Here is a 21,220-nt window from a genome sequence, read left to right as displayed (position 1 = left end):
CTACACTCCAAAACCTATAATACCAGTGCAGAACGGCGGACAAGCTCTTGCAAGGGCGTTCACAAGGATATGTCGAGTTGGATCGTGAGCAATTACCTACCAGCAGGAGCATTTTGAAAACAGAGCCGCGCTTGGGAGCGTTGCTTGCACTGGGAGGCTTGTTGGTGTTGGGCATGCCATGCGTGGAAGCACGTACGCTGTCCCAGATTCGGGAAAGCGGCGTCCTGCGCATATGCGTGGCTGGCTCAAGCGCTTCCTTCTACCGGACTAACGCGGAGGCGTTCGCGCGGTCACTCGGTTTACGCCCACAGGTAACGGAACTGCCGAGTTTCGATGCGCAGTTTCACGACGATCGGGGCGAGACCGTACGCGAGGCAAGCTACGACCCGAAGCTACTCGCCGACGGCCGCTGCGATCTTTATCCAAATGACTTGCAGATCGTCCCTTGGCGCGAAACGAAGATGTTGCTCGTGCCCTATTACCGGGTACGCAACCTGGTCATCGCCCATCGCTCCAACCAGTCCCTTGGCAACGAGGTGTCTGATCTGCTCGGTCTGACGGCGGCAGTGCAGAAGGGTACGGGCTACGAGCAGTGGATCGATGAAGCCAACCGCGGTCCTCTATCCAGTCAGCCGGTCAGAATCGTCTATGCGCCAACCGAGCAGGCTGTGAAACTGGTAGCCGATGCGAAGGTGGATTTCACGGTGTTGGGTAGTGAAAGCGCGCTGCGCTGGGCCCGTGAAGATCCCGAACGTCTCTCCATTGCGTTTCCGGTCAGCGAAGCGACCAGCGTTGGGTGGGGTGTTGCGCGCAACGCGCCGGATCTCGCACGAGCGCTGGAGCAGTTCTTCCAGTCCAGCAATCGCATTGATTCGCCGCTCGATGCGAGCTGGCGGCGGTACTATCGCGTATCGCTCATGGAATACCGGCTGTTCGAGGAGTCCCTCAACGAGGACGGCCTCGATATTAAAACCGTAATGAGATGGGCGATCCCGAGCTTGGTCGCGGTCCTGCTGTTGCTCGGCGCCATGCTGGCCTGGAACCGACGCCTCAACCGGGAAGTAGACGAGCGCAAGCGCGTTGCCGCAGAGCTAGCCGAGCGCGAGGCTTTCACCCGCGCGCTCATGGATACCAGCCCCGCCAGCCTGGTGCTGGCAGATCGGAACGGAGCTGTCAGGGAAGTAAGCCAACGCTTTTCACAGGCGACCGGTTATGTCAGCGAGGACCTGCTCGGGCGCAACGCCACGAGCCTGTATGTCGACCCTGAGGAGCGCGAGCGCTTCCTCGAACTGCTGACACGAAATGGCAAGGTCGAAAACTTCGAGACCCGCCTGCTGCACAAAAATGGATCAATTCTCTGGGTTCTGGTCGGTGCATCATTCGTGACAATCCACGGTGAGACCCTGGTCGCCAGTTGGGTGCGCGATGTCACGGATCATCATGCGGCAGCAGTGGCGCTTAGCGAAGAACGCGCGCGGCTGCAGGCAATCCTCGATACGAGTCCAATCAACATAGCCTTTTCTACCCAGGGCGTGATCCGCTTCGCCAACCCCCGCTTCTGTGAAACGTTCGGCGTAGGCGTCGGTGACGCTGCTTCGCAGATTTACGCGAATGAGCATGATCGCGAAGCCATCGTCGAACGCCTCACGGACGACGGCATCGCAAAGGACCAAGAAGTACCGATGCGTGACCGGCAGGGGCGCGAACGCACCATACTTGTCACCTACCTGCCAATCCAGATCCAGGGGGAGCAAGGGCTGCTCGGCTGGCTGCAGGACATCACCGAGCGCAAGGCAGCAGAGCACGCGCAGCAGCGGGCGAAGGAGATTGCTGAAGAGGCGACGCGGGCAAAAAGCGACTTCCTTGCAAACATGAGTCACGAAATCCGCACGCCCATGAATGCGATCATCGGCATGTCTTACCTTGCGCTGAAGACTTCGCTGGACCAGCGGCAGCGCGATTATGTCTCGAAAATCCACAACGCGGGCACTTCGCTGCTTGGCATCATCAACGACATCCTCGACTTCTCCAAGATCGAGGCCGGCAAGCTTAGCGTCGAGGTAGTGCCATTTGAGATAGACGCAGTGCTAGACAACGTGTCCTCGCTGATTGCGCAAAAGGCCTACGACAAGGCCATTGAGCTGCTGTTCGACCGGGCGTCGGACGTTCCCGAGACGCTGCTTGGAGATCCGCTGCGTCTGGGCCAGGTCATCCTGAACCTGGTAGGCAACGCAGTGAAATTCACCGAACAGGGGCAGGTTACGGTCGTGGTTCGCAACCTGGGCCGCACCGGCGACAAAGTTCAACTGCAGGTTCGTGTCCGCGATACCGGTATCGGCATGACTCCCGAGCAAACCGGGCGACTCTTTGAGGCCTTTGCCCAAGCCGATAGCTCCACCACGCGACAATTCGGTGGTACCGGCCTGGGCCTTGCCATCTCGAAGCGCATCGTCGAGTTGATGGGCGGAACGATCGCGGTTGACTCAGAACCGGGCAACGGCAGCACGTTCTCTTTCAGTGTCTGGCTTGGTCTTGACCAGCACATGCGTACGCAGCGCCAGATTGTCCCTGCGGAGCTCGCCGGAGCGCGCGTCCTGGTCGTCGATGACAATGCCGACGCGCGCCAGATCCTTTCCGACATGCTTCTCGTAGCGGGGCTTTCGCCGGTCGCGGTGGCGTCAGGCGAGGCTGCTCTGGAGAGCCTTCGCGGTGCTGCGGCCGACGACCCGTTCCGGGTGCTATTGGTGGATTGGCAAATGCCAGAGATGGATGGCATCGAGACGACGCGCCGGGCGCTTGGCCTGCAGCCTGCACTGTACGCCATCATGGTCAGTGCATTTGGGCATGACGAAATGCACGCCGCTGGGCAAGCGGCCGGCATTCGCGCGTTCCTGGTCAAGCCGGTCAACCAGTCCTCGCTGGTAGAGGTACTGGTCAACTTATTCGCGCCGCAAACGGGCGTGGTGGCGCTAACCGTACCCATTGCGCAGGCGAAGGTGCTCGCCGGAGTGCGCCTGCTCGTCGCGGAGGACAACGAAATCAACCAACAGATTGCCAGGGAGCTTCTCGAGGCTGCCGGTGCCCTGGTGGAAGTTGCCGGCAACGGCTGCGAGGCGCTGTCGATGTTGGCTGCAGCGCAATACGACGCGGTGCTGATGGACGTACAGATGCCGCAGATGGATGGTCTCGAGACGACCCGGCGTATTCGCGTCGGGCCTCACTGCGCACAGATCCCGGTGATTGCTATGACCGCACATGCCAGGGTCGAGGACCGGGAGCGCTGTATCGAGGCGGGCATGGTCGACCATGTGACCAAGCCCGTGGATCCGCAAGCACTCATCGCCACGGTTCTGCGCTGGGTCGTACCTCGGTCGGCGGCAGTGGAGCCGTCCAGCGCCGCATCGGGCGAGGAGCGCCTACCGGACATTCCAGGGCTAGATAGCGCCGACGGACTGAGGCGAGTGGCGGGCAATCGCCAGCTATACATCAAGCTGCTGGGTCAATTTGCCGACCGCAGGGCTATGGAAGGGCAAGCGCTGAGGAACGCGCTACGTGCGGGTGATCGGGCGACGGCCGAGCGAATGGCCCACACCGTGAAAGGCGTTGCAGGCAACCTCGGTTTCAGCGGCCTGCAAGCCATGGCCGGTAAGCTGGAAACCGCGATCGGGGCACACGCTGAGTCGGACGCATTGGTGAATGAATTGATCGAGGCGCTCTCGCTGGCCGTGCATGCAATCCGTCAAGCGCTGGGTAGCGGCCAGGCAGCACCGGCGGTGGTATCGAGCGTCGACTGTGCACAGCATGCCATAGCGCTCATCCACCTGCTGGAGGCCAATGACGGAGCAGCGCCGGATTATATGGAACAGTATGCGGATTCGTTGCGCGGAGCACTCGGCCAGGACAGTTTCGAGCAGTTGATGAATGAGGTGAACAACTTTGACTTCGAGGCCGCACGGCTAACCCTCAAACGTGCATCGACGGCCCGCGATACCCCGTGCTGGAGGGAACATCATGAGTGAAACGCTAAACTACCCACTTCCCCCGATCATCCTCATTGTCGATGATACGCCGGAGAACATTACGCTGATCAATGGCCTGCTGAAGGACATCTACCGCATGCGGGTGGCCATCAGCGGTGAGCGCGCGCTGAAGGCAGCGGTGCAGGAGCCTCGCCCGGATCTGATTCTGCTCGACATCATGATGCCTGATCTGTCGGGGTATGAGGTGGCAGAGCAGCTCAAGCGCGATCCGCGCACCGCTCATATCCCGATCATCTTCATCACCGCCATGGCGACAATGGAAGACGAGATCCTGGGTTTGCAGATGGGCGCCGTGGACTACATCACCAAGCCGATCAACCCACCCATCGTGCTGGCACGGGTGGAAACCCAATTGAAGATCAAGGCGGCCGCCGACTTTTTGCGTGATCAGAAGGCTTACCTTGAGCAGGAAGTCCAGCGCCGCACCGCCGAGGTCATCGCTATCCAGGATGTGACCATTCAGGCCATGACCTCGCTGGCCGAAACCCGCGACAATGAGACGGGTAACCACATTCGACGAACTCAGCACTACGTCAGACTACTGGCCGAGCTGCTTCGCGAACATCCGAGGTTCCAGCAGTTTCTCAATGAGGAAAGTATCCGCCTGCTGTTTAAGTCAGCCCCGTTGCATGACATCGGCAAGATCGGCATACCCGATGACATACTGCTCAAGCCGGGGCGCCTCACGCCGGAAGAGTTCGAGACGATGAAGACCCATACGGTACTGGGACGCGATGCAATCCGGCATGCCGAAGAGCAGTTGGGCACCTCGGTGGGATTTCTGCGCCTGGCCAAGGAGATCGCCTACAGCCACCACGAGAAGTGGGACGGTACCGGTTATCCCGATGGGCTGAGTGCCGATGACATCCCCATCAGCGCCAGGCTCATGGCATTGGCGGATGTCTATGACGCGTTGATTAGCCGACGCGTATACAAGAAAGGCATGTCACACGATCAGGCGCTGGAGATAATCCGCCAGGGATGTGCTACGCATTTCGATCCAGATATTTGCGAGGTTTTCCTGGCCAACCATGAGCAATTCCAGGCTATCGCTGTGCGTTTTGCTGATCGCGGTCAGGATGGCTAATCAACGCATCGCCGTGAAATCAATGCCAAGGGCTTTTGGTCATTTTTTTGAGGTTTTGAAATGCCCTCTAGAGGCAATGCAAACTCCATCTATTATTTGGCATCACATCTGCCTGAACGTCCGTTATGGTTCGTGGTTATCCACGCCACGCGGCCCACCACCGTTTCGCGGATCGCGTGCTGGCTGACCAAAGCGCTCAAGGTGTCTGACTGGATCGCTTCACCATTCATGGCGCCAGATCCCGCCGCCGGCGTGCGGCGGCGTCTTCAACGGCGATAAACAACCCCTCAATCGAAGCGGGGGTTAGCGCATGTGCGGCTTCCACCCCCTCCACAAAACCTTCTGCGCGCTCTTCGGCCAGTGCAAAGGCAGGCACATCTGCTGGGCGGCCGAGGCGTGCCAGGTGATTGGCGAGTTTGGTGCGGACCAGATCGGGCATGCTGACACCATTGCGCGAGAATACGACGCTCATTCTTTCACCATTATTGTTGAGGTGAGGGATAACGCCAGGAAGGCGCTTCCTGATCGAATTAGCGGTCACTGCGTAAAACCACCGCTGTGGGGGTTGGTCTACAAGCGCAGGGGGGGCTGGTTTTCACCGGCCCACAAAAAAGCCCCCACACTGGCTTCAAGTGTAGGGGCCTTTTGAACATAAGCGGCGTTATTGGTAACGCGAACTAGCCGACGCGCGCGGCATCCGGTTTGCCGAATTCCTCGGACGTCATCTCACCCAGGTAGGACAAGCTGCTCAGAATTGCATTGGGTTCAGCCCCGGCAATCTTTCGAGCTGCGACAATCGGGTAAGCAATGACTGCTATTGGCCGATTTCTGCCCGTCGCGAAGGGCAGCTGTGGGTCGATAGCAGTCATCGCGACTGGCCGCTTTCGACCCATAGCGGCCACTCACAGCGGCCAGCATTGCCTCATTCTTTGCGGACAATACATTTGGCGCTTATGGAGCTTTGTGCGAAAGGCGCAGGGCGAGAGAATCTCCACCCCTCCAGCGCGGCAACAGGTTCGTTTCCAGCAAAAATAAAAGTGATCGGCACCTGTGCCCCCGAGGCGGCCATTACCTGCCAGACTCAATGCTGTTTGTCTGATGCGATCTTAGCGCCGCAGAGGACGAGGATCAGTAACGCTGAGGTGAAGAGCAAAGAGAAGCTTAGGGACGTCGCATGAGCGATCAATCCAATCGCAGCCGGCCCCATCAGTATGCCTAGGTAGCCGATCGCATTGACTATCGCCAGCGCTTGAGCCACGGGCATTACAGTCTGATGCCCGGCCGCGGAGCAAAATATCGGAACGAGATTCGAGATTCCTAATCCGACGAGCACGAACCCCCAAACCGAAACAATCCAGTGGTCGATGCCCACCGCCAACGCCATGCCGCCCATAGCCAACAAACTTCCTATCAGTAGCACTGTTCGCGACCCGACTTTGCTGACGATCCAATCACCTGACAGCCTCCCTACTGCCATGGTCACCGAAAACGCGGCATACCCGATGCCCGCAATATCAGAATCCACGTCCCGGTTTGAAGTCAAATAGACAGCACTCCAGTCGAGCATAGAACCTTCAACCAGAAAAGCGATGAAGCACAGCCCCGCCAGTAGCAACACTAGCCTGGTTGGCTTCATCTTAGCCGGCGCTCCCTCTAGCTCCGCGAACGGGAGCATGTGACGACCAAGAGATAAGAGCACCACGCCTAATCCAAGAGCTAATGTAAGTATTGACTGTACAGGATTGAGGCCTAACCAGAGCAGGAGGCTTACCGTGCCGGCGCCGAAAATGTTGCCGACGCTGGCCAGGCCATGAAAGCCAGACATCATCTGCTTGCCGTGGTGACGCTCGACAAGCGAGCCTTGAAGATTCATGTTTACATCGGCTGTACCGATGGCGGCCCCAAAAATAAACAAAAAAAACAAGAGTGCCCAATATGAAGTGGCAGTTGCCAGACCAACAAGGGCAACAGCGGTAACAGCGCTTGCAAGATAGACAGTTCTCCTGCAGCCAATTCGATTCGCTAAACGGGCCACAAACGGCATCATGCACATTGATCCGGTACCAAGGCCCAAGAGGAGCAGGCCTAATTCCGCCTCACCTATCTGCGCCCTTTCCTTAGCAAATGGAACCAAAGGTGCCCATGCGCCCATGCAAGATCCCGCGAGGAAGAAAGCATATCTGGAGGCGGAAAGCGTATGAGAGGTAAAAAAAGCTCGTTCCGTACTATTCATCTAATAAAGCCTGTAGTTCGCAAGCGGACACTAAGCCCGTAACTTATGGTTCAGATCGGTAATAAAATTTTTGCTGACGCGTGCGACCTAGAGAGCTAGAGCCTTTCCCAGGTAGAGCTAGCTAGTAAGGACGCCAGATGAGTAGCCGAATTTTTCGCCGACATCTTAGCTACCGTTCATCGCGCAACCATCAAAAATAGCATTGATGAGTTGTGACCAGAGAAAGTCTTCATAGGGCGTTTTGGCGTTGAACTGACTGCAAAGTGTCTTCGCCTACTTCCTCAAGCCAATAATCGATTCGTCGAACTTCGCGTCATACAAACAATCATCAATAACACCGGTCAATGTGTTCATCCAAAAAATTTCCTGACCCACTAGCTATTTGTTTCGGGCTCTTGCCCAGCGCAAGAAACCGTACAGATGTACGATTTCTATCCTACTGCGAGCGCTGATCGAGGTCAATGAAATCGTACGGTTGTACGATTTCTTGCCCTATGCTAATGTCAGCTGGCAGAGATAGGAGTATGCATGACGAACGAGAAACGGAAGACTTGGCAGCAAGACCCTCATCGTAGGGAGAATATCCTCAAGGCAACCCTAGACTGCATCGAACTGCACGGGGTTGTATGCACAACGTACCGAAAGATTTCCGAACTGTCGGGCGTGCCTCTCGGTTCACTTACACACTACTTCCCGAGCATGCAGGAGCTGCTGCTGGAGGCATTCCAGCTGTTGGCTCAATGCGTATCTACTCGATTTGCAGCAGCAATTCGAAAAGCAAAGACTAAAGAAGACGCTTGCAATGCGATCGTGGATGTTATCTTTGAAAGATTCACATTCGGCACTAGAACGATCCAGCTGACTTGCGAGCTCTATATTTTCGCGGGTCGTAACTCTGTAATGAAGAATGTTATGAAAGACTGGATGCTTGAAATCAGAGGATCACTCGAACTCTTTTTCTCCCCCTTGTCAGCAGTCGCGTTAGATGCTCTGATTGAAGGAGTCATTCTTCATCGATCGGTAATCCCCATTGCTCGTGAAGACGCTTACAAAATGATAGCCAGGCTATCCGATTTGTAATAGTCATTGTTTGCAGACAGAAAAATAAAGCGTTATCTGGCCAGCATATCCAAACTACGTAGGTATAAGCGGCACGGTAACGTCCTGCCTGATGATTGAAAGAGGTTGCCGCTCTCGCTGCGGGATGTAAACCGACGCCGTTGCTGCGTTTCTTGTAAGGGTATGAACGTCCGCTCTGGGTCGGTTAGCGACCGTCCACCGTATCGAGTTCACCCTTGTTCTCCCCTAACGCGGAGGACAACCCATGAAAACCGCTGCTATCTACACCCATCGCCCATGGAACAAGGGAAAGCTAGTCGGGCAGAAAGCTCCGCTCCGACTCAGAGATATCTGGGCCATCCGGGTAAGGCTCCAGATCGCGGAGAAATCTTGGGATCTGGCGTTGTTCAACTTGGCAATCGACAGCAAGCTGCGAGCCTGCGACTTAACCAAGCTTCGTGTACGGGACGTAGCCCATGGAGAGCATGTGTCGTCACGAGCGATCGTGATGCAGCAGAAAACTCACCATCCAGTGCAATTTGAGATCACCGAGCAAACCCGTATGGCTTTGGAAGCCTGGATGCATCAGGCTCATCTCCGTAGCGAGGACTGTCTGTTTCCGAGCCGGCTACACGGTTCAGATCATCTCTCCACCAGGCAATACGCTCGAATAGTGAAAGCCTGGGTGACAGCCATTGGCCTTGATCCGGCGCTGTACGGCACCCACACGCTGCGGCGAACGAAGGCCTCGTTGATCTATCGTAGAACCAAGAATCTGAGGGCAGTCCAACTCTTGCTTGGCCATACGAAGCTTGAAAGCACCGTCAGATATCTGGGGATTGAGGTCGACGATGCCTTGGAGATGGCAGAGCAGACGGAGGTCTGACCATCCAAAGCGACGGTCAAGGGCAGACCGTCGCTAACCGACCCAAAGCTGCCGTTCGTTTGAGGGAATATGTCGGCCATAAGCGGACATATCGGACAATGATGTGGAGCTGCTCCCGTCACTTACGCATCTACTTCGTCAAACGCAACGCCTCAAGTACAAGAGCGAAGGCCGGGGAAGGTTGTCTGCGGCTGGGGTAGTAGAGGTGATAGCCAGAATAAGGCTCGCACCAGTCCTCCAGTACCCGGATCAATCGGCCCTCTTCAAGGTAAGGGAAAAACTCGTCTTCGGGCAGGTAGGCGATGCCCAGGCCTCCGACTGCTGCGTCAGCGATATGGGTGGTGGTGTTGAACACCAGTTGCCCGTCAACCCTCACCCTCAATTTCTTGCCTTTGCGCTCGAACTCCCATGCCTCCACTCCCCCGTAGGTGGGAAAACGGATGTCGATACACCTATGCGAAGCAAGGTCGTTAGGATGCTTGGGTGTGGGATGTTCAGTGAAATAGCTGGGGGCGGCAACCACGGCCATACGCAGATCGCCGCCGATCGGCATGGCGATCATGTCTTGCGCTACGGTACCGCCAAACCGCACCCCGGCATCGAAGCGGTCAGCCACGATATCTCGGAAGCCGTAGTTGATATCGAATTCGAGCTTGATGTCTGGATAGGTCGCCAGAAGGGGTATCAGCTTGGGCAGCAAGGTCGTCTTGATGATGTTGTCGCCACAGGTAATACGAATCTTGCCCGCCGGCTTGTCCCGCAATTCGGTCAGCGCATCTAGCTCGGCTTCGATCTCATCGAAACGGTGGCCGATGGTATGCATGAGGCGTTCACCCGCCGCCGTCAGCGAAACACTGCGAGTGGTGCGTGTAAGCAGGCGAATCTGCAACCGCGCCTCCAACGCTGACACAACCTGACTTACCGCAGATTGGGTTACACCCAGGTGTGCTGCCGCGCGGGTGAAACTGCCTTCGCGAGCCACCGTCACGAAGGCTTGCAGGTCGTTGAAATTGTGCCGAGGCATGCGTCAATCCTCTTATTCAGTAGCAGAGGTTATAGCGGCTTTTAGCATTAATTAGCTAATCAAAGTCTCAATCTTTCACGACAATGCTCTAGGCCCTCGTGTGTTTTGCACGCGAGCGGCCCAAGCAATCGTCAGAACACTCGACGATCGATCTTCAACCCGTGAGAGATGACCCAATGAAGAAACTCCTTGTAGCCCTGGGCCTTCTGCTCAGCTCGGTCACAGCCCTCGGAGCCGATATGTCCAACGGTGCAGACAATTTTTTCAAGAGCGACAAGGTGACCATGGAGAAGGTCGCCTTCAAGAACCAGTACCAAATGAAGGTCGTGGGCAACCTCTTCATCCCTAAAGGAGTAGGTATGACCGCCCGAAGCCCGGCAATCATTGTTGGCCATCCCATGGGCGCGGTTAAGGAGCAGAGTTCCACCCTGTACGCCCAGAAACTGGCGGAGCGAGGCTTCGTGACCCTGGCGTTAGATCTGTCGTTCTGGGGCGAGAGCGAGGGCAGCCCACGTAACGCCGTTCTCCCAGACCTCTACGCAGAAGACTTCAGTGCGGCTGTCGATTATCTCGGAACTCGGGCGTTCGTAGATCGGCAGCGCATCGGCGTGCTGGGCATCTGTGGCAGCGGCAGCTTCGCGATAAGTGCGGCCAAGATCGATCCGCGAATGAAGGCTATCGCAACGGTCAGCATGTATGACATGGGCGCCGCCAATCGCAACGGCCTCAAGCATTCGCAAACTCTGGAGCAACGCAAGCAAGCAATCTCAGCAGCAGCCGAGCAGCGCTATGTGGAGTTCGCCGGCGGCAAGACTCAGTACACCAGCGGCACCGTGCACGAGCTGAGGGACGATACCAATCCGATCCAGCGCGAGTTCTTCGACTTCTACCGCACGCCTCGTGGTGAGTACACGCCGGCAGGTTCCAGCTCCGAGCTGACCACCCACCCAACGCTGACGAGCAACATCAAGTTCATGAACTTCTATCCGTTCGCGGATATCGAGACCATCTCCCCTCGCCCGATGCTGTTCATCGCTGGCGAGAACGCCCATTCGCGCGAATTCAGTGAGGAGGCATTCCGCCTGGCTGGTGAGCCCAAGGAACTCTACATCGTCCCCAGCGCCGGACACGTCGACCTGTATGACCGGGTGAAACTCATTCCTTTCGAAAAGCTCACCCAGTTCTTCCAAAACGGCCTGAAGTGATCCGGTGGGCACCATGAATACCTCATTTACTGTTCACGCTGACCAGCCACTGTCCCGCCCTAGTCACTGGGGCGGGGTGTTGGCGATGACGCTCTGCGTCTTTGCCCTGATCGCCTCGGAGTTCATGCCTGTCAGTCTGCTGACACCGTTGGCAGTCGATCTGCATGTCAGCGAAGGAGCGGCAGGGCAAGGCATCGCGATCTCCGGTGCCTTTGCCGTGCTGACCAGCCTGTCGATCACCTGGCTAGCCAGAAGCATGGATCGCAAAACGCTCCTTCTTATCCTTACGAGCCTTATGGCGATATCCGGCGCTGTTGTAGCGCTCGCACCGAGCTTCACCCTCTACATGGTCGGACGAGCGTTGATTGGTGTTGTCATCGGCGGATTCTGGTCTATGTCAGCGGCAACGGCGATGCGCCTGGTGCCAGATGATCAGGTGCCCAAGGCGCTGGCTGTTTTCAACGGCGGTAATGCGCTGGCCACGGTGATCGCGGCGCCACTAGGCAGCTATCTGGGGTCGGTGGTCGGCTGGCGCGGCGCGTTTCTCTGCCTGGTGCCGGTAGCGGTCATCGCACTGGTCTGGCAATGGTTCAGCCTGCCCAGCATGCCGGCCCAGGTGCGCAAGCGAGGTGCGGCCAACGTTTTCAGGCTGCTTGGGACTCGTTCGGTGTCCTTCGGCATCGCGGCTTGCGGCGCCTTCTTCATGGGGCAGTTCGCGCTGTTCACCTACCTCAGGCCGTTCCTGGAAACGGTGACGAAGGTTGACGCCACAATGCTGTCGCTGCTCTTGCTGGTGATTGGCGTTGCCGGCTTGGGGGGGACGTTGTTGATCGGCGCCCTGCTGAAGAAGGGACTGTACCGCACGTTGATAGCTATTCCGCTGCTGATGGCGGTGATTGCCCTCTCGCTGATCCCAGTTGGCAGCGCAGTAGTGCCGGTGGCGATCCTGCTGGGCCTGTGGGGACTGATGGCCACGGCAGCGCCTGTGGGCTGGTGGAGCTGGGTCGCTCAGGCGATGCCCAACGACGCCGAGGCCGGTGGTGGGTTGATGGTGGCAGTGGTGCAATTTGCCATCGCCTCGGGTTCGATGTTGGGGGGCTGGCTGTTTGACCACAGCGGCTACCAGAGCACCTTTACTACCAGTGCGGCCATTCTATTGATTGGTGCGGCTATGACACTCATGGCCATGCGTGTACAACCAGGCCGAAGTCAGGATTCTCCATGATCAGCCTGCATTTGTGCCGTGCGGGCATCTGGCTCTGCCTGCTGCTGATGCTCAGTGGCTACGTAATTGCGGCGCCTAAGCCGAAGGAGAAACTTATGTGGATGACCATTGGTGACAAGCGCTTCGCTATTACCTTGGACGATAATGAAAGCGCACGGGCACTCGCTCAGTTATTGCCCTTGACTCTGGACATGACCGAACTCAACGCCAATGAGAAGTACGCGACCTTGCCGCAGCGGCTTCCTACCCGTGCGGCGAGGCCTGGCACCATCCGCAATGGAGATCTGATGCTATACGGCAACGATACGCTGGTGATCTTCTACCAAACGTTTGAGTCAATCTACGCCTACTCCCACCTGGGACGAGTTGATAGCCCCGATCAGCTTATCGAGACTCTGGGGAAGGGGAATGTGTCCGTTCACTTCTCTATGGACTAGGTGGTGCATCGCTAGACCTGATGAGTGTCTGATACAAGCCGTTTGCTGTCCTCCACGAACGGCAGCTATGGGTCGATTGCGGTCAGTCGCGCCATCGCTTCTTCAATCAGCTCGGAGCACGCGCTCCAATGGCTTGTGTTGACCGACAAGGTTCGCCTGCTCGTCGATAACTACGAGGGAGACCCGGTGAGCGATGACTATAAGCCAATCCACGTCTTCGGCAGCAGACGATCAGAAATTGATGAAACGGCAATCGATTTCTTGGAATACGAATCATCCATTAATGGGTTCAGGGGCAGTCTGCAGATTGGAGTTCTGGAGTATCTGGAACCGGTCAGAAACTGGATCAGTCCTGTGCCGGCGAACGACCCTTCAAACGCACCCACCGAGATCGAAGGTCAGTACGAGGTGACTTCACCTGAGACTCAGGCTGGCTGACCTAGCCGTGCCGACAGTATGATGTCAGTTTGAGTACAAAAAGTTGGGCCCGCGTAGGCCCTTGTCCGCTAGCTATTATTTTTTGCTGCTTTGTGAGCTTTCAGAAAAGCTTCACCAACTTCAGTGGATAGGATTGATATCATTTTCATCATGACGGTATTGTCGACGTTTGGTGAAATAGCCAGCAAGGTTAGAGTTATTTGGCTTAGCGAAATAGCAGCGGAGTGACCAGGGTCAGCCATTCCAGAGTCGCTCGAGCCGACCAACAAAAGGTCGTCGGTTGTATCGGTTGTTCCCAGCGAGGTTCTAATGGTTTTAACACCTGCGTGAATGTTCTGGCTTGCCCACTTGTAGTACGGCCTCCAGTGATCTAGTGCAACTGCTAGTTCTAGATCCGAAAAGTTAACATTTTTTTTGCCTAGCGCTTGGTCTGCCCAACCATATGGCTTCGCAAATTCTGCGCCATAAAGAGAAATGATTTCATCGTAGCTGGATTTTAAGCTGGCTAAATCTTCATCGCTTATCGTTTCTGCTTTCAAGCGAGGAGCATATTTTCTGTGTTGGTTAGCACCCTTGTACGAATCCACAAATTCGTGGTGACTATATCTTACTGCAATTTCTGGCCCAGACTTAGCCAAGAACATAGCTGTTACCGTTACTTCATGTAGCGCCCGCCAGCGTGAGTGCGCGGCATCAGCAAAGCCATTAGTCAATAAGCAAAAAATCTCTCTTGCAATTAAACAGGCTTTAGCATGTAACCTTGTCTGAATGTCAAATAGCAGATTTCCTGTTGCGGCTGCGTGGGGGCGCATCTCTTCGTTTAGGTCGCTACCCGCCTCTATGCAGAGGGAAATTAATAGTTCAAATGCATCAAAGCCGTCCTTCCAACGAATATAGTTGCGTACCTTGAACTCTTCGTAAATTTTTCTCTGCTCTTCAAGGCCACCTTGATAGGCATCCAGCTTTACTGACTTAAGTAAGCTTTTGGTTGTGCTTTCCAGAATTTCATTAATCTTTTCTGGAATTTGGTTTACTAAAAATTCAGCCTCTTCCTCTGTCTTGGCGGAGGAGATTAAGTCTTTGATGGTTCTATTAAGTTCGTCTTCAAGGATTTTCATATTCTATTTTACCGTTATCATGCGAGCAAGATATTGATGGATCAAGTTTTTGTGTCACTATCCGACGATTCTCTTTCAGCTAGCCGAACATGTGCTTGATGATGTTGCATTGCCGTTATTTGGGCCAGATCAACAGTTTGGGTAAGACTTCATTCAATCTCAGGTGCCAGCGTTTAGGCGCTGGAGCCAGGAGTTCAAACGACGATTCGATAACCGCCAGAGTTTCGCGGTGCGTGCGTGGCAAGGAATCGTCGATAAACACTTGCCACGCCTGACCCTACCTTTCCAAGCGTACCCGCAATCGTCTGGCACGCTCCTGGAAAGCGGTATCACCACCTTCCAGGATCTCACACACTGCTGTCCGGACTTCACAGCTCTCAAGCCCTCCCGAAACATACGAGATAGGCGGTAAACCACCCGGAGTATTGGGCCCCGAGGATGCCACTATGATCTGATCAGCGTCAGTGTTGATCACCAGGTTGGCATTGTGCGTCACCATGATTACCTGACGTTTCGCTTTTGCCGCGATGAAGAGCGAGACCAACTCATCAAAGACCGATTTGGGGTCGAGGTTTTCCTCCGGCTGGTCGATGATGAGGGGACGATCATCCGCATCATCGAGAGCGAGATACAGCAGTAGCAGCACGATCCCACGCGTCCCAGGCGAAAGCTTTCTGATATCGATACCGTCATATAGGATCTCGTAACTGACAGTCATGTGGTCAGTGCTGTACAGCCAGGTAGCGAACTGCTTGGACCATGCGCGAAACTCCGCCTGCTGTGCTTGCGCAACCGGAGCATGCTCAATGAAGTGCTTTCGGTACTTGTCCATAAAGGCAGCCATCGCAATCTGAATTTCCTGAGACGAACCACTTTCCCAAACTGCTTTGAGATCCTTCGTAGCAGCAGTGATCAGCGAGCCGCGCCCGTTGAACGGCCCTGACTTTCGTCGATCAAGCAGCTTCTCTTCACCAAATTCACCCCAAGTGGCGACATCGGCGGTCCGACGAACCGATATACCTAGTTTTTTCAGCGTTCCTGAGGATGCTCCCAGGCGGGCCATCAACGGGGCGTAGAGCTCGGCCAAGGCGTTTTGCTCATTGATAATCGCCTCGAACACCCGACCGTAAGTGTCACTGCGCTCAACCTGCAATGCTTTACGGCGACCTTCCGCCCCTTGAGCATCTGTCAGCCTGGTTTCCAGCGTCTTGAGCGTTGCATTTTCTTGGGTGATACGTTCGGTCAACGCCTTGAACTGCTCTTGTATGAGCTTATCGGCACTGAACAGAGTTTCGAGCCGAGCCATTTCAGCAGCGATCGGCGCCAGAGGAAGCGTTGCAAGATCCACGGTGTCGGCAATCAACGGGACTAGAGGATCACCAGGCACTGGTGGAACTCCTCGTAGTTTGGTGATCTCCTGATCAGACCACTGGATATAACCGGCAAGACTCTGATCGACATCCCCTTTGTAGATCAGGAGAAACTGTTCCCATTGCTCTTGGCCCAAACCACTGTTGGTATGTCTGGCTTGGACTTGGCGGAGCATTTCAGGCGCCCCAGTAGCTCGCATGCTTTTGACCTCGTCCTGCAGCGCCACGAAAGTCCGCCGCTGGCTGCTGTAGGCCTGGATCCGACCCCGCATCGCCTCCGCAGCCACGCTAAGCTGAGCATGCCGTGTCGCATGGGCCTCTGTGCCCTTGACCACGAGTTTTGCCAAGTCGACAGAGTATCCTTCGATCTGCAGTTTCTTTTGGGCAACCTGAGAGCTAAGCGGGGCAACCGAGCTCTCTTTCTCAAACTCGGTGGCGATCCGCTCCGAGATATCGTCTATCGCAGCAGCCTCCCGGTCCCTCGCCTGCTGGAAACGAATTGTCAGCTGTTCACGGAGTTGTTCGAAGTCAATCGCCCCATCGCGACTATCGGGGCTATGGGAATCAAAGATGACCCTCTGAATCTCATCAACCAGGCCGTCTGACATGCCCTTCGCGGAGCACAGCTCTTCGACGAACTGCTGTGAGAGGTAGCGAGCCCGTGGGAAGGCCATATGCCCGTTTGCATCCCGCCCATCCAATGCACGCTCAACCGACGCCCCACCTCCCCAGGTAAGGGTTGTAGAAGCATTGCCGATCAACCTCCGAGCACGAGCCAGAAACGATGCGCTGCTATTCTCGTCTGCATCCCAACTCTCTTGGCTGATGGCATCGCAGCCAGCAGCGATAATATCGGCCAACGCCGTCTTCCCCGACCCTCGCGCGCCAATGATAGCCACCAAACCTGGATTGAGCGGAATATCTGGCGTAGCAGCCCAGTCCGCGTTGTTTATCCTCACATGTGAAATTACCTGAGATGGCAGTGCAGATCGGGGCGGCAGCTCTCCTACGTAAGCGCGCCCCTCTGGGTCGATGCAGGCTTGTCGGAGAGCGTCAAAATCCAGCGCACCTTTGATCCACGAGAAGCGGTTATCAACAGGCTGCCCAATTGATTTCTGGTCATGTGAATCGCTGCCGTGAAGGCATGGCTTGCACCCGTCATAACGATGGCGCAAATCCTCGGCCGTCATGGCAGGTCGCTGGCCGAGCCAGAATTCCCGCTGGGCTGGGTGGCTGGAAAAAATGATGTGCGCGAATTTTTCGATTTCTTGCCGCAGGGTTGTGTCGGCAGCCTGTCGAACCCCAGAAGTACCGTCACTCGCATTACCTGCCACAGCTACCAACGTATTTTTCTTGGCCCAGTCGCTTTCTCCCAACACCTTGCGCAGCTGGTCAAAATTGACTTTGAACTGGGTCGCCCCATGCCGCAACGCCGCAAGGTCATCCACGATCGAGGCGTCTGCGCACTTACCGAGCTTGATCAGCTCTTCTCGCGTGCAGTCGAAGCGGTCACCAAAGGCTTGGAACTGGAGCCGCTTGAGGATGCGCTTGATCTCGGCTACGTGATTGGGATCTTCAGGGCTGACGAGGAGGTGAAGATTCACATAGCCCGTTTTGGCGAACACGTCCAAGCGAAGCTCAATGTTGGGGAAGATGAGCTGAACACCCGGCAATCGACCAGCCGCCTTGTGCTTGAGGACTTCCTCATAAGTATCCGTGACGTAGTAGTCAGTCACGGCGATCGCCTCGACTGCCGGCTGCAGCCCCTCCAGCGAACTGAGGTAGGCCTCCCAAGGGTCGTTTGAGCCAAACCGATTATTAAGCACCGTACCAGGAGCGTGGATGTGCGGCTCCCACCGATGCCATTCAGATCCCCTGCTAATCATCTGAAGCCCCCCATTGCCATATCCGTACCTGGACCGCGAAGGTTTTGTCGGAGCTTAATCGAGAGCCAGGGGTATTTCATATGGCTATTTGATAGCGCTTCGATGGGCGACCGAGGCAGGCGTTAACGAAGCACCGCTACGTCCTCGCCCGCATGATGCTCCGCCTAGTCGCTTGCCAGATGAGCCGGACTGGTGAGCAAACGATCGAGTAGCTTATGCTGTGGATTGCGATGCGCAGATCGTGGGTTGGGTCTGGCGTCCTAGCGACACGCACCATGGTCCCGAGCGGCATTGGCGAAAAATAAAGGTGGTTTTCAGTGGTGATCTCAAGCGTGAAGCTCACCGATGATCAGCAGGCAGTGGGCTTAAAAACGGCGCTGCGCGTCCTCGAGGAGTGGAATGCCACTCATGATCAGGTATGTAGCATCCTCCGCATCTCGCCATCTTCGAAGAAGCGTATCTCCCGTCACCCTGACGCCATGATGCGCCTCGATATTGACCAGTTGCAGCGTGTCAGCCTGGTGCTGAACATCCACGCCGCCTTAAGGAATACATTTGATAACCAGTCCAACGTAAAGGGATTTCCTTCCTTGAAGAACGACAATGACTTCTTCGACGGTCGTTCACCGCTAGAGGTGATGTCGAAAGGAGACCTCATCACTCTTTACGAAACCTACAAGCGGATCGATCACCTCCAGTGGCATAGCTGATCAAGGGCTACGAAGGCTCCGCGGGTAGCAGGCCATTCTCGAATCCAAGCGGGGCGGCTAGCATGTAGATCCGTCGAAGCGGATGCAGAGGCCCTGATGAGGTGCTCCAAACCGTTTCGGAAGTCACTGATGTACTATCCCCCGCTCACATTTCTCAAGAGTGCGTTACTTGCTACCGAAAAACTCACCGGTCACAGAACCTTTCGATGAGGAATACTTTGCCTCGACCATACTAAGAAACAATGAGCTATGCGGGATAGTAAAAAACGAGTCTCGGTATCTGGAGATCACCGATTTCGAGCTGAATGCACTGAAGCGAGGAGACCTCAGAGCTTTTCGCGGGATTTTCGATCATGATGTCATGTACAGGCACACCCTTTATCCGATTGGCGTGCTGTTCGACAGGGCCAGATTCCGAAATGTATCGTTCCTGCCCAGAGGAACTTTGAGGGTATGCGTTGAATGCGTCATTGAAGACATGCAGCGCCTAGGCACCGCCTACATACACCGAACCCATGTAGCTCCAGGACCGCTAGGTGTTGAGGTCTGCCATCGGCATGCATCGCGTTTACTGGAGAGGTGCCCTACGTGCCAAGTAGATTTCCAGCGGCACAAAATCACGATGCTAGGCTCATGCCTGACCCAAGAGCGCTATGGCAAGGCGTACGCTATACAGGGCCAAACTGCACAAGATTATTCCCAATTCGTTTATGACGTGCTAAATCTGAGTAACCCGGAAAAATATCGACTTCTGTCAATTACAACAATAAATCGCTCCCTAGAAATCCTAGGCTATGAAAAATCATCAATTAAGAGCTATTTTCAGTTCTGCATAGATCAGGATCATAGAACAGGGACTGGCAAACACGTCTATGTGCAGACTGACGCCGATAACAAAAATCTGGCTCGCACACCAATGCAGTTATTCACACGGGTCGCTTATCTCCTATACGGTAACCTGCAAAACTTCGTGACTGCTATGAGTGCCTCCCGCACCATCAATAAGTGATATAACTTCATCATCGGAGACCTGCGACACTCTAATGCCAGCCTGCCTGAATAAGCTGGACTTAGTAATAGCTAAATTTCCCGCAGCTAGGAAGCGAGCGGCCCAGTGCAGCTTTCTGAGCTGATGATCATGCCGGCTTTCCAAACTCGCCTTGATGAATGCCAAAGACCTAGGTAGCTTCCGCCGCTGTCGAAATGCATCAGGAGGAACAGATAAGGCGCGACACAAAGCCGCTAGTGAAATAAAAATTGGCCTACCTGGCAACGCGTACAGATCATCTAAAGCGCGTGACAACCTTGCGACTAACTCACAGTCCCTCCGATTCCAGTCAATGAGATCGCGCACCGCCCAACCTTTGGCATGACAAGAAATATAGTTCCGTAGCCAGGCCTTATCGTGACGATACAGCCAAGTATAATTTCGCGCCTTTTTAGCTGGACTTTTAGCGTAGTCTGTAGCGAAGGATTTTCGCCTAGCGACAAGTTCAGAGTGATCTACAGGCGACGCTCGACACGCGGCTTTGAGTAACGGGGTAGGGCAAAATTTCACACCTTCGGCATAGTCTTGAATTAGGCATTGAATGTCTACACCAAATGAATTGAGGAAAGTATAGAAAAAAATGGGGTGATGGCTTGAGGCACGTGACCGTAGCAAATTGAATGGCCAAATCACTTTGTCACCGTGGAGCTCGAACAGCCTGCGAAATTCGTCTCGTGGCGGGTATAGCTCTATAGCTTCGAGAAAATGCGCTGCAAGCATGCCAGCACGCACCCTTCCCCGCGAAATATACCCAGCTCTGTCTAAGACAAAAAAAAGATAGCGGGCCTGAAGAAGACTGGCGATAGCTCGGGGATGCGACCGCCCCCATTCCACGATGTCAGCAAGATTCGCAAGCCGGCAGAAGTACGCATCAGAGGCATATTCGTTCTCCTCACATTCACGAAGCCGAATCACGTCTGAGGGAAGAAAAAATTGGTTGAAATAGCCGGAGCCAGGGTCGGATGGAACACGCTGCAGGAAGCAATGATGGGCCGGGCAGATATGAACGCCAGGGGCTTGGTGTCCGACATGCCAGTAAGAGACCCCATGAACCGAAACGTCCACTGCGACACATCGGGGGCAGTACTGCCGGACGCAAAATCGCTCAAATCCGGCTGCTGTGATCCCTAATGTCATCTTGAGGCCTACAGGCTGGGCTGAGTGCATCAGCTTCCTGGCCTGCTTGCCTTTCTCAGGAGAGAGAAAAGGCTCGAAGTACGGAAGTAGCGTATGGTTGTCCGCCAGGCGGGTAAAGCCTGACGCAGCTTCAAGATGGCCCAGGTAACACGGCAGATTAGATGCGTAGCTGCGAGTGACGCTTCCAAACAGATCCGTCAGCGTCGGCCGTACCCCAAGACCTCCCGAAATCAGATGGTATCGGGTTACCAGGCTAGTGATAGTTTCATCAGGAAGGGGCGTAGGGAAGTTCAGCACAGAAGCCATATCATCCCGCT

Annotated in this window: 15 protein-coding genes; 9 read left to right on the top strand and 6 right to left on the bottom strand. The window is 55.3% G+C overall.

Going from position 1 to position 21,220, the window contains the following annotated elements; translation table 11 throughout:
* The first annotated feature begins 77 nt into the window (after positions 1 to 77).
* Both ACVWY1_RS03190 and ACVWY1_RS03185 read left to right on the top strand, forming a co-directional pair.
* The gene (locus tag ACVWY1_RS03190) at positions 78 to 4,019 is read left to right on the top strand and encodes a response regulator (protein ID WP_028614249.1); all 3,942 of its coding nucleotides are present in this window, start codon (positions 78 to 80) and stop codon (positions 4,017 to 4,019) included.
* Positions 4,012 to 5,127, top strand: a complete 1,116-nt coding sequence (locus tag ACVWY1_RS03185; RefSeq protein ID WP_028614250.1) for an HD-GYP domain-containing protein — start codon at positions 4,012 to 4,014, stop codon at positions 5,125 to 5,127. Before ACVWY1_RS03190 ends, ACVWY1_RS03185 begins: the two co-directional genes overlap by 8 nt.
* Before the next feature lie 226 nt (positions 5,128 to 5,353).
* On the opposite strand, the gene ACVWY1_RS03180 is transcribed toward ACVWY1_RS03185, so the two are convergent.
* Positions 5,354 to 5,599 (bottom strand): hypothetical protein, encoded by a 246-nt coding sequence (locus ACVWY1_RS03180; protein WP_033733270.1) that lies wholly within the window; start codon positions 5,597 to 5,599, stop codon positions 5,354 to 5,356.
* A gap of 609 nt (positions 5,600 to 6,208) precedes the next feature.
* A complete protein-coding gene (locus ACVWY1_RS03175) occupies positions 6,209 to 7,360 on the bottom strand; it encodes an MFS transporter (protein ID WP_104926638.1) in 1,152 nt (383 codons plus the stop codon).
* 528 nt (positions 7,361 to 7,888) lie between these two features.
* Between ACVWY1_RS03175 and ACVWY1_RS03170 the strand changes: the two genes are divergently transcribed.
* Entirely contained in the window at positions 7,889 to 8,440 is a 552-nt protein-coding gene (locus ACVWY1_RS03170) for a TetR/AcrR family transcriptional regulator (RefSeq protein ID WP_104926637.1), read from the top strand.
* 244 nt (positions 8,441 to 8,684) lie between these two features.
* Entirely contained in the window at positions 8,685 to 9,305 is a 621-nt protein-coding gene (locus ACVWY1_RS03165; RefSeq protein WP_457377767.1) for a tyrosine-type recombinase/integrase, read from the top strand.
* Between the two features lie 130 nt (positions 9,306 to 9,435).
* Here the strand turns inward: ACVWY1_RS03165 and ACVWY1_RS03160 are convergent, their stop codons facing one another.
* Positions 9,436 to 10,329, bottom strand: coding sequence for a LysR family transcriptional regulator (locus ACVWY1_RS03160; protein WP_104926636.1), 894 nt, complete (start codon positions 10,327 to 10,329; stop codon positions 9,436 to 9,438).
* A gap of 176 nt (positions 10,330 to 10,505) precedes the next feature.
* Here ACVWY1_RS03160 and ACVWY1_RS03155 point away from each other — a divergent pair, with 176 nt between their 5' ends.
* Genes ACVWY1_RS03155 through ACVWY1_RS03140 form a run of 4 tightly spaced genes read left to right on the top strand, consistent with a single transcriptional unit; the run spans position 10,506 to position 13,634 of the window.
* The gene (locus tag ACVWY1_RS03155) at positions 10,506 to 11,534 is read left to right on the top strand and encodes an alpha/beta hydrolase (RefSeq protein ID WP_457377766.1); all 1,029 of its coding nucleotides are present in this window, start codon (positions 10,506 to 10,508) and stop codon (positions 11,532 to 11,534) included.
* Between the two features lie 13 nt (positions 11,535 to 11,547).
* Positions 11,548 to 12,759 carry an MFS transporter gene (locus ACVWY1_RS03150; RefSeq protein WP_104926634.1) on the top strand — a complete coding sequence of 404 codons (1,212 nt, stop codon included), beginning with the start codon at positions 11,548 to 11,550 and terminating at the stop codon, positions 12,757 to 12,759.
* On the top strand, positions 12,756 to 13,196 hold the full coding sequence (locus tag ACVWY1_RS03145; protein ID WP_104926633.1) for a cyclophilin-like fold protein: 441 nt from the start codon (positions 12,756 to 12,758) through the stop codon (positions 13,194 to 13,196). Before ACVWY1_RS03150 ends, ACVWY1_RS03145 begins: the two co-directional genes overlap by 4 nt.
* A gap of 24 nt (positions 13,197 to 13,220) precedes the next feature.
* Positions 13,221 to 13,634: a hypothetical protein gene (locus ACVWY1_RS03140; RefSeq protein ID WP_457377765.1), complete on the top strand. Its 414-nt coding sequence runs from the start codon at positions 13,221 to 13,223 to the stop codon at positions 13,632 to 13,634.
* Positions 13,635 to 13,702: 68 nt separating this feature from the next.
* On the opposite strand, the gene ACVWY1_RS03135 is transcribed toward ACVWY1_RS03140, so the two are convergent.
* On the bottom strand, positions 13,703 to 14,752 hold the full coding sequence (locus tag ACVWY1_RS03135) for a DUF5677 domain-containing protein (protein ID WP_457377764.1): 1,050 nt from the start codon (positions 14,750 to 14,752) through the stop codon (positions 13,703 to 13,705).
* A gap of 277 nt (positions 14,753 to 15,029) precedes the next feature.
* Positions 15,030 to 18,008, bottom strand: coding sequence for a TrlF family AAA-like ATPase (locus tag ACVWY1_RS03130; protein ID WP_457377763.1), 2,979 nt, complete (start codon positions 18,006 to 18,008; stop codon positions 15,030 to 15,032).
* Positions 18,009 to 18,331: 323 nt separating this feature from the next.
* Here ACVWY1_RS03130 and ACVWY1_RS03125 point away from each other — a divergent pair, with 323 nt between their 5' ends.
* On the top strand, positions 18,332 to 18,718 hold the full coding sequence (locus ACVWY1_RS03125; RefSeq protein ID WP_457377780.1) for a hypothetical protein: 387 nt from the start codon (positions 18,332 to 18,334) through the stop codon (positions 18,716 to 18,718).
* Between the two features lie 946 nt (positions 18,719 to 19,664).
* On the opposite strand, the gene ACVWY1_RS03120 is transcribed toward ACVWY1_RS03125, so the two are convergent.
* On the bottom strand, positions 19,665 to 21,209 hold the full coding sequence (locus tag ACVWY1_RS03120) for a TnsD family Tn7-like transposition protein (RefSeq protein ID WP_457377762.1): 1,545 nt from the start codon (positions 21,207 to 21,209) through the stop codon (positions 19,665 to 19,667).
* Positions 21,210 to 21,220 lie beyond the last annotated feature (11 nt).

This window comes from Pseudomonas sp. TE6288 (assembly GCF_054062095.1).
This window is presented reverse-complemented; position numbering and strand designations above follow the sequence as displayed.